Annotated in this window: 12 protein-coding genes; 5 read left to right on the plus strand and 7 right to left on the minus strand. The window is 49.3% G+C overall.

Translation table 11 applies throughout. From position 1 onward, the window contains the following. Positions 1 to 56: 56 nt before the first annotated feature. The 7 genes from QUB56_RS35490 to QUB56_RS35520 form a co-directional block, all read right to left on the minus strand. Positions 57 to 1,190, minus strand: coding sequence for an IS110 family transposase (locus tag QUB56_RS35490; RefSeq protein ID WP_332961053.1), 1,134 nt, complete (start codon positions 1,188 to 1,190; stop codon positions 57 to 59). Positions 1,191 to 1,229: 39 nt separating this feature from the next. After that, positions 1,230 to 1,460 carry a hypothetical protein gene (locus QUB56_RS35495; RefSeq protein WP_332961054.1) on the minus strand — a complete coding sequence of 77 codons (231 nt, stop codon included), beginning with the start codon at positions 1,458 to 1,460 and terminating at the stop codon, positions 1,230 to 1,232. Between the two features lie 296 nt (positions 1,461 to 1,756). Continuing rightward, a complete protein-coding gene (locus tag QUB56_RS35500) occupies positions 1,757 to 2,248 on the minus strand; it encodes a hypothetical protein (RefSeq protein WP_332961055.1) in 492 nt (163 codons plus the stop codon). A gap of 23 nt (positions 2,249 to 2,271) precedes the next feature. Further along, entirely contained in the window at positions 2,272 to 3,093 is an 822-nt protein-coding gene (locus QUB56_RS35505) for a hypothetical protein (RefSeq protein WP_332961056.1), read from the minus strand. Between the two features lie 2 nt (positions 3,094 to 3,095). Beyond that, on the minus strand, positions 3,096 to 3,671 hold the full coding sequence (locus tag QUB56_RS35510; protein ID WP_332961057.1) for a hypothetical protein: 576 nt from the start codon (positions 3,669 to 3,671) through the stop codon (positions 3,096 to 3,098). Next, positions 3,658 to 5,844: a hypothetical protein gene (locus QUB56_RS35515; protein ID WP_332961058.1), complete on the minus strand. Its 2,187-nt coding sequence runs from the start codon at positions 5,842 to 5,844 to the stop codon at positions 3,658 to 3,660. The genes QUB56_RS35510 and QUB56_RS35515 overlap by 14 nt, the downstream gene beginning before the upstream one ends. Positions 5,845 to 5,943: 99 nt before the next feature. After that, positions 5,944 to 7,104, minus strand: a complete 1,161-nt coding sequence (locus QUB56_RS35520) for a hypothetical protein (protein ID WP_332961059.1) — start codon at positions 7,102 to 7,104, stop codon at positions 5,944 to 5,946. 196 nt (positions 7,105 to 7,300) lie between these two features. On the opposite strand from QUB56_RS35520, the gene QUB56_RS35525 reads away from it, so the two are divergent. From QUB56_RS35525 to QUB56_RS35545, 5 genes are all read left to right on the plus strand, one after another. Next, positions 7,301 to 7,651 (plus strand): helix-turn-helix transcriptional regulator, encoded by a 351-nt coding sequence (locus QUB56_RS35525; protein ID WP_332961060.1) that lies wholly within the window; start codon positions 7,301 to 7,303, stop codon positions 7,649 to 7,651. Between the two features lie 96 nt (positions 7,652 to 7,747). Then, positions 7,748 to 8,023: an HU family DNA-binding protein gene (locus QUB56_RS35530; protein WP_332961062.1), complete on the plus strand. Its 276-nt coding sequence runs from the start codon at positions 7,748 to 7,750 to the stop codon at positions 8,021 to 8,023. After that, positions 8,020 to 8,373, plus strand: a complete 354-nt coding sequence (locus QUB56_RS37585) for a hypothetical protein (RefSeq protein WP_445243444.1) — start codon at positions 8,020 to 8,022, stop codon at positions 8,371 to 8,373. Before QUB56_RS35530 ends, QUB56_RS37585 begins: the two co-directional genes overlap by 4 nt. A 58-nt stretch (positions 8,374 to 8,431) precedes the next feature. Next, positions 8,432 to 8,623 carry a hypothetical protein gene (locus QUB56_RS35540; protein WP_332961063.1) on the plus strand — a complete coding sequence of 64 codons (192 nt, stop codon included), beginning with the start codon at positions 8,432 to 8,434 and terminating at the stop codon, positions 8,621 to 8,623. 251 nt (positions 8,624 to 8,874) lie between these two features. Continuing rightward, positions 8,875 to 9,069 (plus strand): hypothetical protein (locus tag QUB56_RS35545; RefSeq protein WP_332961064.1); only part of this gene is annotated, 195 nt, incomplete at its 3' end.

Raw genomic sequence — 9,069 nt, forward strand, 5'->3', positions numbered from 1 at the left:
TTGATACAATCGAGAAAAATCGAAGAGAATTAAAGCCGTCCTAGAAGGACGGGGCTTCAGACCCAGTTCTTTGGTGACATCTTTTCTAAATTTTCCCCCTGCCCATAAGTGAACTGCAGCGGCGGATTGTTGCGGGCAACTTCCAGGCGAGTAAAGCACCACTGCCAGAGCGACTTCCTGCAGAGCGCGCTGCCCGACTGTTTGCCCTTCTTTTTTTGGCCGCTATCCTCCCGCACAACACCCATCCCGACGGCTCGCATGAAGCGGCGCTCTGAAAGTTTGAGCTTCGATTCCTCTCCGGTTTGGCGATTCTTGCGGATTTTGATTTCAGGTCGCCCATCCTTGAGAAAATCTTCGATCGGGTAAATAGCTCCTAGCAAGTAACCCTGGAGTTGGTACCCAAAGCCGAACTTTGTAAAAATCTGCCGATATTCCTCGAACTGCGGATGGTCAATTAGTTGCACCAACTGCTTTTTGAGTTTGTAGATTTCCTCTTCAATTTCGCAGTATTGTTGTGCAGCCCAGCGAGTTTGGGGTTCGATGCCAGATCCGATCGTTTTCTCTAGGATGCGATCGTACTTTTCCGATTTTCGCCTCCCCGCAAGCCAGCCCCATAGCAGCGGCGGTAAATCGTCTTGCAGTTTTGCCGATTTCACTAAAGCAATTTCTGGGCATTGCCACGCCAACTCCTGCCTCATTCTGTTGGTTATTGGGTTTTGGACTCGGTTAAGGTGCTCAAGTCGCAGGCAGATGCTCTTGATTTGATTAACCAGAGGGTCGCGGATTTTGAGGTAGCTGGTTTCGGGTTTGTCGAAGTACCAGCAGGCGATCGCAAAAGCATCAATGTCGTCAGTCTTTGCCCCGCTCTTACCTTCTTTTCCCATCAGTTCTGCCCTGTAGTTAGGCAGTTTGCTGTTAGAAATCATTCTGACCTCGCAGCCCCAGTCGCCAAGCTTGTTCATCCACAATCGCGCGTAGTTCATCCCGGTTGGTTCGCAGATGGCTACAACTCGATCGGCTTGAAAGCTTTCGATTTTTGTCTTAAGTCGGTTCAAATTTTCAATGTTCGAGTGAAACACTTCGATATCGGCGTCGAAATAGTCATCACGGGGGTTGCTGGGTTTTTCCAGCATAAAGCACGCGGCAATTGACGACCGACTAACGTCGATGCCTACGATTAAATATTTCATCTATTTTAGGGAGATAAAGAATTGGAAGGACAAAAGAGCCTACGAATCTCCCAAAAGCAAATTAATGCTTACTTCACTGATTAAGGCTCGTTTATTTTGTCCGGTTTGATGCGGGCTGGCGCTTACGAAAAAGGTAATAGCAACTAAGCTAATTTCATCTTTAAAGCGCCACTTGTCTTGCGACTCATCCCGCGACTCCCCATTATTAAGGGAGAGTTTCGGCCGCTGAGTCAATGCGGCCTTCGTCAGGCGGTTAAGATTGGGAATCATGAAAATCGATAATTTTTCTTAGGAACAAGTCAACGTTTGCTTCCGTTAAACCAGGCCCGAGGTGTTTTTCAACATATTTCAAGTTTGCCTTCATGAGAAGTTCGGATGATTCGCCTCGCTCTACGGCTAATTGAGTCAAATACTCTACAGAGAGGTATATGGCAGCGATATAAAACTTTTGGTCTTTTAGGAGGTCTAAAAGGCTTGCTATTCTACCCATACTTAATATTGATTAGAGGGGAAAATTGGCGGTCAAGCGTATACTTGACCGCTTTTTATTTTTAAACTCAACTGTTTCAAGTTGGCTGCTTCATTTTTTCAACAACAAAGCCGTCTTTTATTCTGCTTCGAACTGAGGATAGTTGAGTTATCATCGCCTCAACCTCTGCCACGGTTGGTGCTGGATGCTGCAGTCGAGAAAGCAGAGCTATCTCTTTGCCTAGTTCCTCGGGTTTTCTGCGAGTGAGGTTTGACAACAAGTTAAGAAGAACTGAATTTGTGAACGAGACAGAATAAACAAGCTCTTTATCTTCTAATGGCAAATCTTTCAGTGTCACAGATGGTGGTTGCTGAGTGTCATTAGCAACAATGCGAATTGATTGCAAATTGAGTTGGCAAGTGTCCAGACAGTTGTCTAGCACTTCTGCTAGTTGCTCCAGTTCGCGATAATTACCTTGACTTTTTAAAATCAAGTCGGCGAGTTGAACGTCTAGAGCGACAATCTCGGCTTGAATTTCAGGTCGAACGGACGGCAGATCGGAGTGCCGATAGGTGTAAGTATTGCGCATGGTTCTTAATTAGGGATAGGGAGTTACGATGAGTCGGACTCGCAGTCCGATCTAACAGTGGGGCTGGGGCGGCTGATAGCTTTTTGATGGCATCGTGATAGCTTTTTGATAGCAAATCCTCGCCTAGCGGGCTTAGCTTTTTTGACGAAAGCTTCTGCCCGATCGCAAATCGCCTCTTTCTCAGGAGTCAGCTCCGTCCCCTCTATATCGTGAGGCGGTTCATCGTCGGGCGGTTCGCCGCCGTTAATGAGCATTTCGAGATATTTAGAAACGGCCATCCCCGCTTCTACTGCTTTCTTTTGGAGCAACAGGTAAGCTTTGCCGCCAATGCGAACTTGCTTGGCTCTGCCCTCTGGGTCTTCGTCAAGAGTTTCGGCAATTTTCATAGCCGTAATTGATTCCGGTCGGTGCTCGTCAATGACAGTTTGCCATTTGTCTTGTAGTAAGCTTTCGCCGTACTCATCCACTTTTGCAAACTTAAGGAGCGGCAGCGCTTGGGCGACCGATGTGGGCAGGATTCTGAATTTGGCTTTGATGAGTTGCAAACAGATTTGAGCCGCTTGAATTATGCGCTTGCAGTAAAAGGGCGATCGCCCTAAAGCCTGTTTGCAGTATTCGGCAAAGCCTCTGTATTGCCGTTTATATAAGCGGTACCGACACACCGCCTCAAGCATGATGCCTTGACGCACGTAGTCGAGGAACGAGCGCTTAATGCGCTGAGTCAGAAGTGAAATATCATTATGCGGAACCTCGCTCAATACTTCTGACTCAAAGTCTAAAAGCGGTTGAAATTCGCTCTCTGGCGGTTCCCAGAAACTATCGTTAAAATCAGCGGTTATTTCCATGGTTAAAATTCATCTTCGTCGGTGGAGTCCCGATTCAACAAGTCAAAAGGGATAGGGTCTACCACCTCCGCATTAACGCTGGAAGAAGTGCTTACTTCTATGGGCTTATCAGCAATAGTCAAGGAAAAAGCATCAGGGTTGATGCCTAGACGTTCGAGGAAGTTTTGCAGCCGCTGAAATTGTCTTCTGGCAACTTCTATGCTTCTGTTGATTCGCAAAAGAGTCTTTTCCTTGTTATCGATTTCTTTCTGCAATCTGTCATGGTTAAGTAAAAGAGTATTCTCTGCCTGCTGCTTCTGTAGGAGTTCGTCAATCTGAGTTCTCAAAAAAGTATAACCTTCGGAAAGGCTCTCGAAATCGCCCGCTATTTGAATGTCAGCCTTGGGCTCTAAATATTGAAACTCATTTTTTTTGAAGACTGGGGCGGTAATCTTAATGTTAATCATTGCGGTAGTTAGTGGGTAATTAGTAGAAAGGAAGCGATCGCCCGCCTTGAAAAAAGACGATCGCGGTGTTTGATTCTGGGAAGAAAAATTGTCTAAACTTTCACGCAAGTAGTGTCTTTTAGGACATCGCATCACCTCCCGGTGGCGATCGGGCTGGCTGATTGCTGATGCCAGCGGCGACGCGGTGAAATAGCTTCGAGATAGTTTCAGGATGCCTGCTGACTTGGGCTGACTTGTGGTTGACTTGTGCCCAACTCACTGCTTGCGGGGGAAATTTGGGGGGCTTCGGCTTAGGCAATCGGGCGAAAATCCCTGTGTCGGGCGGTTCGTCGCTTCCGTTGAACCGATCGCCCAAACTGCCAAAAGTCGGAATAAAAAAGTCCGAAGTGATGGAACTTTTGTGAGCCGGTGACGGTTCGAGCAAAACGGCCGGCTCATACCAGTCATCCGGGCAATGCGCCCAGAGGCAAAACGAATCAAGCGATACTTGCAGCGGCAACTCGTTCTGCACGGAGCTTGGCAAAAGATCGGAGCAATAATCGAAGCTGCTTGTTGGATGTTCCCAGTCCCAGCGTGCGATCGCCTCGCGGAACGCATCGAGGGATTCAAAATCGTCCGGGTCTGGCGGCTCGTCATCTGTTACCGGTTCTAGCAAGTTGAGTTGGCCGCTGTCTTCTGCCTTGTAGTGAATCTCGCCAAAGTATGGCGGATAAGTGGCGAGAAACCTATCAGAAAGAGCGATGCCAGTCAAGATCGGAGTCTGATCGACTTCGACACCGGGGGAAGTTTTGGCCGCTTGTACGATCGCACTTTTACTCACTTTTGGCTCAGTTTTGACACCGGGGGCAGTTTCGGCCGCTTTCACTGGCGGCTCGCAAGGGGAGACTTCGTGAGGATGTAAGAATTGTTGCCTGACCCAAATAACTAAAGCTGGATTCAAATTAGGGTTAACAAAGCGCAAATAATCGTCTTGGACTTTATCAATGCAAACAACTTCTCCACGGCAAATGTTAGTGGCTAGGCGAGGCTTAATCCGCACCTTAACCCAATCACCAACCTTGTATCCCGTGTCAGCGGGAGTAAAGGGATACAAGATGGATTCAGCAAAGTAGCCGCACTTCTTGCAAGAAGTTTCCCAGTAGATACTCTGTTTTACTCGCAATCGACCAATGCCACAACTGGGGCAATCAAGGTAGGAATTAGCTTTTTTTGAAGAAGAGACTTTCGCAGTAGAAGTTTCGGCCGCTTGCGCGATCGGATTCTGGTCGGGCTTGACACCGGGGGAATTTTCGGTTCCCAGTCCGATCGCACTTTGCCTCATTCTTGCCTCAGTGCAGTGAACACAATTAAGAATGCAACCCGAGGCGTCTTCGATAAACTTGTCCCCAAAGCAGACAACGCAATTGGGCAAAATATCCTCGGCGTAATCAACTTTGACACCGGGGGAAGTTTTGGCTGCCTGATTGACTAATTTAGTTGACTGACCGAGTAGAGCTTGCCTTTTACCTCTTTGACTATCCCGTGCTGTTTCCAAAACTCGATCGCCCGTCTCGTGTTCTGAGGCGCTGCCCCCAGCACAGATGCTACCTGCATATAGTTCGGCGGCAGGGTCTTCTGGGCGATGTGTCTCAACACACAAACCTGTAAATCCGTAAGTGTTTCTTGTCTGTCCATTGACTCCCCCGGTGTTAAAGAAATGCTCCTGTGCGATCGGCTTCTGATCGACTTCGACACCGGGGGAAGTTTTGGCCGCCGGTCCGATCGGCTTAGCAGCCAGCTTGCAAAAAGTCCCACCAGACTTGGGTGGCAGTACCGACTCCTTAGCTAAACTTCTAATTGCACCGGGGTAAGTTTTGAGTCTGTTGTTATCGCAGTGCAAGCAGCGGATCACGAACCTATTCAGGAGATCTCGATCTACAAACAGCCCATGCTGAGCGCCACAGAACGGGCAATCACAAGCTCCTGGGGAAGCTTCGAGAAGCGGTTCTTGAAGTTGACTTTCAATGTAATCAACATCGACACCGGGGGAATATGGGCCCGCCTGTGCGCTCGACTCCTCGACTGGATCGACTTCGACAGCGGGGGAATTTTTGGCCTCTTGTGCGATCGGCTCAGAAACTGGATGGACTTCGGCACCAGAAAAAGTTTCGATATCGACATCATTGAGATGACTGTAATCGGAGTCGTAGCAGTAACCATTGATCTGCTCTTCCTCGTCCTCGGGATAGAGATCGCCCCAGTAACCCTCCCACTCATCATCGTCCTCGTCGCCGCAGCAATCGGAGCCGATGGGTTCACTAGCCACGACAACACAGCGGGGAGTTGCCGGGACCGATACGATCGCCTCAGAAACTGGATTAACTTCGACACCGGGGGAAGTTTTGGCCGCCGGTCCGATCGAGTCCTAGACTGGATCGACTTCGACACCGGGGGAAGTTTTGGCCGCTTCTGTGACTGGCTCCTGAAAGCGATCGACTTCAAAGGGTCGCACGTCCTCGAAAGGATGGCGGACGCAATATCCTACGTAATCACAATGAGTGCAGCGAGTTTCCCAGAGACTTTCTCCGTCAAGTCCTGGACACACGGGGTACAAGCTGCCAACAGTTTGACAACAAGGGCAATCGAGGTAATCAACATTGCGGACTTTGACTGGATCGACTTCGACACCGGGGGAAGTTTTGGTTGCCTGAGCGTAAAGGCTGCTAGAGACTGGAAGCGGAGACCCACTAAAGTCATAGTCGCACTCGGAAACCTCCCAAATAGTGCAATATTCGGCTCCCTCTTTCATTCCTTCAAGCCGAAGTGTTTTACTAACCGGGAGAAATTTTTCAATCCGCTTGTTGTCTCCCCGGTAAATGCACCATTTTGCATTCGCCAGCCAAGCACAATATTCTTTTTCCCATGAAGTCCAGGTCTCATTAATAATGTCCTGGACGGGTTCGACTTCGACACCGGGGGAAGTTTTGGCCGCTTGTGCGATCGGCTCTTCGGCCGGTTTGGGGTAAACGATGCGGCCAAACTTGGATTCCAGCGGTGCCTCCTGGTTTGTTGCAGTCCGCCATTCCTTGAGAGCCTCATCGTACTCTTCGCGAAATTCATAATCTTCTCGATTTGGTGGCTCGGTGTCTACCCATTCCTGGGATTGCTGGTTCTCTGCAGGGAAAATTTCAACCGTTTCTATCATCGGCTCCTGGACTTCCTCCGCGGGGGAAACTTCCAGCACTTGCTGCTCCTGGGCTTGAACTTCCTCCGCGGGGGAAACTTCCAGCACTTGCTGCTCCTGGGCTTGAACTTCCTCCGCGGGGGAAACTTCCAGCACTTGCTGCTCCTGGGCTTGAACTTCCTCCGCGGGGGAAACTTCCAGCACTTGCTTCTCCTGGGCTTGAACTTCCTCCGCGGGGGAAACTTCTAGCACTTGCAGCAGTGGGGAATTGACGCCAACAATGGCATCAATCCAAGTTTGGCGGTAACGCCGATCGCCCTCTGGGAGCACATTAAGCTCATCTCCGATTTGTTTGAGCTCGGCGAAGTTCTTTCGTTCCAGTTCTTCGAGCGTGTACATCATATTTCTCTAGAGAGGGTGAGAAGGGAATCCCACCCGTTGGGTATGCAATGCGTTCAACGTGGGAGACTCAACTTAGAGATTTGGCAAAACCAGTATTCACGCGGTTTACCAAAGCGCTTGTTGTATCTACCCACTCACACTTTAGTGTAAGTAGCTTTTGCTGTCAACACTCTTGTGTGAATACTTTAGTGTTATTATGAACCTATCTGACGATCAGGAGCCTGAGACGTTGAAGACTCTTCGGCAAAATTTACAACTTACTCAAGAGGAGTTGAGTCGTAGGCTAGACCTTAGCTTTCGGACGGTTGGCGACTGGGAAACTGGCAAAAAGTTGCCACGGTTCGACAACGCGACGACGTTAAGCCGCGAGTTAGGAGTGTCTCTGAGAACTTTGGCGAAAGCAATGCAGATCAATGTCGTTGGCGTGCCCGGTGACTATGACTTGATTGATCTCAAAAGACTAGCTTCGGAACTAGGGATCGAAAGAGTAGAAGATTTGCCAGAAAATTACGAAATTCTTAGAAGGAGGCGAGGGCAACAAAACTAACAAGCAACCGCACCATCGGTAAACGCCGACAGGCCGTCGGGTGGTGACGGCGGCCTAACAACCAACCATTACAAATAACCAATACCCGATCGACTAATGAACCAAGGCGAACTCATTCAAGAAGTGGCTAATGAAGCCAATCTAAGCAAGACGCAAACCCAAGATGCTGTAAGAGCTTTGCTCAAAACCATCATGCGAGTGGTTGCCGATGGCGACAAAATAACACTGGTCGGCTTCGGTTCCTTTGAGTCAAAGAGGAGAGCGGCGAGGGAAGGACGCAATCCCCAAACTGGTGAGACTATTCAAATTCCCGCCACCAGGGTGCCGACTTTTTCGGCGGGAAAAGCCTTTAGGGAGGCTGTTAACAAATGACAGACCCTCTACAGTCCTACGATGTCGAACTCTTAAAGAGGTACGGCGCAGAACTGCAAGAAATTGAGACCCTGCCTCCAGCGGCGATCGAACTGCCAGCCGACCAGGCACTTGCCTTTGTTACTCTCGTTCAAATCGTCACTGCGGCAAATCCGGCGATAGAACACCACCCATTACTGCCAAGTGCGATCGCTGCTGCCAAGCAAATTCAATCAAGAAGGACGCAATCCCAAGACTGGTCAGACTATTCAAATTCCTGCCGCCAGGGTGCCGACTTTTTCGGCGGGAAAAGCTTTTCGGGAGGCGGTCAACAAGTGATGAGTTATCAGTCATTAGTCATTAGTCATTAGTCATTAGTCAACAGCCCACAGCCAACAGTCAACAGTCAACAATCCCCATTTTTTATTCATGACAACCCCAACGCCCACACCACAAGAAGAAAATTCGCCACAGGCTCCCGCAACCGAAACGCCACGTACTACGGGTTTCTTTAACAGGGTTCAACGACAACTTAATGCCGAGCCGATGCACCCGTCTGAAGAGAAAGAGATTGTTGTAGATATGACACCGACAATTAAGGCAACCGCTCCTGATGAATAATCTTGAGCTAATTAGATTACGGCTAGGCTACTGATGCCGATGGTAATTGCTCTAAAAAGTAGCACTTAGCAGGATCGAGCCTGCCCCTTCCTCAAGAGCAAGAGCGTGGCGCGTTTTTAAACGAGACGAGATTCGCCAAGACACTCGGGAGATAGCCGAGCGTAACGCCAATCGTGAGCGGCGAAAAGGGCAGCCGGGTTTTCCCGGCGCCCCCAACCCCCAAATATCCCAATTTTAAGGACGTTAAACGCATGAATGAAACTCTGGCCTCCTTACTGAGGATGATGGTTGAGATTATGGGCAACCACGCTGAGCGAATCAAAGTTTTAGAAGAAGGCGAATCGGCAGAAGACAGCGATGATGCAAGCCTGATGGAAGAACTGACTTCCCTGCTGGCTCAATTGCAAATTCCCCAGTCTGCGGAGCCTGTCCCCAGCGACCAAATA

It is taken from the genome of Microcoleus sp. AR_TQ3_B6, assembly GCF_036702785.1.
GTDB lineage: Bacteria > Cyanobacteriota > Cyanobacteriia > Cyanobacteriales > Microcoleaceae > Microcoleus.

What these genes read in the sequence shown, in the direction of transcription:
- QUB56_RS35490 (WP_332961053.1), bottom strand. Translation starts at nt 1,190, where the DNA reads ATGAAATATTTAATCGTAGGCATCGACGTTAGTCGGTCGTCAATTGCC.
- QUB56_RS35495 (WP_332961054.1), bottom strand. Translation starts at nt 1,460, where the DNA reads ATGATTCCCAATCTTAACCGCCTGACGAAGGCCGCATTGACTCAGCGG.
- QUB56_RS35500 (WP_332961055.1), bottom strand. Translation starts at nt 2,248, where the DNA reads ATGCGCAATACTTACACCTATCGGCACTCCGATCTGCCGTCCGTTCGA.
- QUB56_RS35505 (WP_332961056.1), bottom strand. Translation starts at nt 3,093, where the DNA reads ATGGAAATAACCGCTGATTTTAACGATAGTTTCTGGGAACCGCCAGAG.
- QUB56_RS35510 (WP_332961057.1), bottom strand. Translation starts at nt 3,671, where the DNA reads ATGCGATGTCCTAAAAGACACTACTTGCGTGAAAGTTTAGACAATTTT.
- QUB56_RS35520 (WP_332961059.1), bottom strand. Translation starts at nt 7,104, where the DNA reads ATGATGTACACGCTCGAAGAACTGGAACGAAAGAACTTCGCCGAGCTC.
- QUB56_RS35525 (WP_332961060.1), top strand. Translation starts at nt 7,301, where the DNA reads ATGAACCTATCTGACGATCAGGAGCCTGAGACGTTGAAGACTCTTCGG.
- QUB56_RS35530 (WP_332961062.1), top strand. Translation starts at nt 7,748, where the DNA reads ATGAACCAAGGCGAACTCATTCAAGAAGTGGCTAATGAAGCCAATCTA.
- QUB56_RS37585 (WP_445243444.1), top strand. Translation starts at nt 8,020, where the DNA reads ATGACAGACCCTCTACAGTCCTACGATGTCGAACTCTTAAAGAGGTAC.
- QUB56_RS35540 (WP_332961063.1), top strand. Translation starts at nt 8,432, where the DNA reads ATGACAACCCCAACGCCCACACCACAAGAAGAAAATTCGCCACAGGCT.